The organism is Oleiphilus sp. HI0128, assembly GCF_001635365.1.
Genome location: NZ_LWGG01001256.1, coordinates 1 through 1,011, shown reverse-complemented (window position 1 = coordinate 1,011; position 1,011 = coordinate 1). Strand labels below are relative to the sequence as shown.

Genomic DNA, 1,011 nt, shown 5'->3' with positions numbered 1-1,011 from the left:
TTGACCGGTATTGGCCAAGAGGGTGGCGAACTTGATGCTTCAGTACTCGCCACGCTTATCAATACAGGAAACTTAAAACAGCATGTTCAAATAGAAGATTCTGAACCCTACCTAAGCTTGCAACTTAGTTCTCGTGTTCTTTTTAATGCAGGGTCTTATGACTTGGCTCGTTCAGGGGCGTCTATTTTGGATAGCTTGCTACCAGAGCTTCGAAAGCAAGCAAAGCCAATTGTTATTGAGGTTCACACAAATGGCTATGCATCCTTGTATGGCGAAATCACCTCCGAGCAGGAACTAAGCGAAAGACGCGCGGAAACCTTAATGGACTTCTTTATTTCTGAGGGAGTCGCAGAAGCTCGTATCAGTGCTAAAGGCTATGGTGACTCTAGACCAGCCAGAAAAGAAGACTCGGCTCAGGCGCAAGAGCTGAATCGCAGGGTGCTTTTGAAGCTAGAGAAATAGTGCTTTAGCTAAGCTTTGAATTTGCAGTTGTGCAAAAAAATAGATGAAGCTTAGCGTCGCTAAATTTGTTGCTATGATTAATACGCCACTTTTTTTGCTTTTGAAAGCAGACCTAAACCTAGCATTGCCGGCGAGATCTAAAGCAAGCATTTCGAAGCGCCACAAGCCTCATATTGGCGGGCTGTTTTTCACCTTCTGAAACAGAGGTAATATTGCAAGGTCTAAGAAATTCTAACGGTGCTGGATAAATTCATTAAGAATATCCAATACGCTATCTGATAAGCCAATAAGCTCTTCAACTGCACCCTGCAGAGATAATGGTTCAGCGCCTGCTCGTGCGACCTTATAGATTTCTATGCCCTTAGCGTGTACTTTCGGATGAACATCTTCATAAAGCTCTTTGAAGCGACTCTTGGAACTTAGCTGCTGTCCTTTATCAGACATTAGGTATTTCCCAAGGCGACATTGGGTATGATCTTTTAGCTCACTCTCTTGTACGCTGTTTTGTCCAAATAATGCAAAACGGATAACCTTATCTACCCACACAAT

At 43.3% G+C, this 1,011-nt stretch carries 2 protein-coding genes; one reads left to right on the top strand and one right to left on the bottom strand.

Annotated elements, in window-relative coordinates:
- A partial coding sequence (locus A3763_RS21235) for an OmpA family protein (RefSeq protein WP_197483031.1) occupies positions 1-462 on the top strand: 462 nt, incomplete at its 5' end.
- 231 nt (positions 463-693) lie between these two features.
- Here the strand turns inward: A3763_RS21235 and A3763_RS21230 are convergent.
- A partial coding sequence (locus A3763_RS21230) for a CZB domain-containing protein (RefSeq protein ID WP_197483030.1) occupies positions 694-1,011 on the bottom strand: 318 nt, incomplete at its 5' end.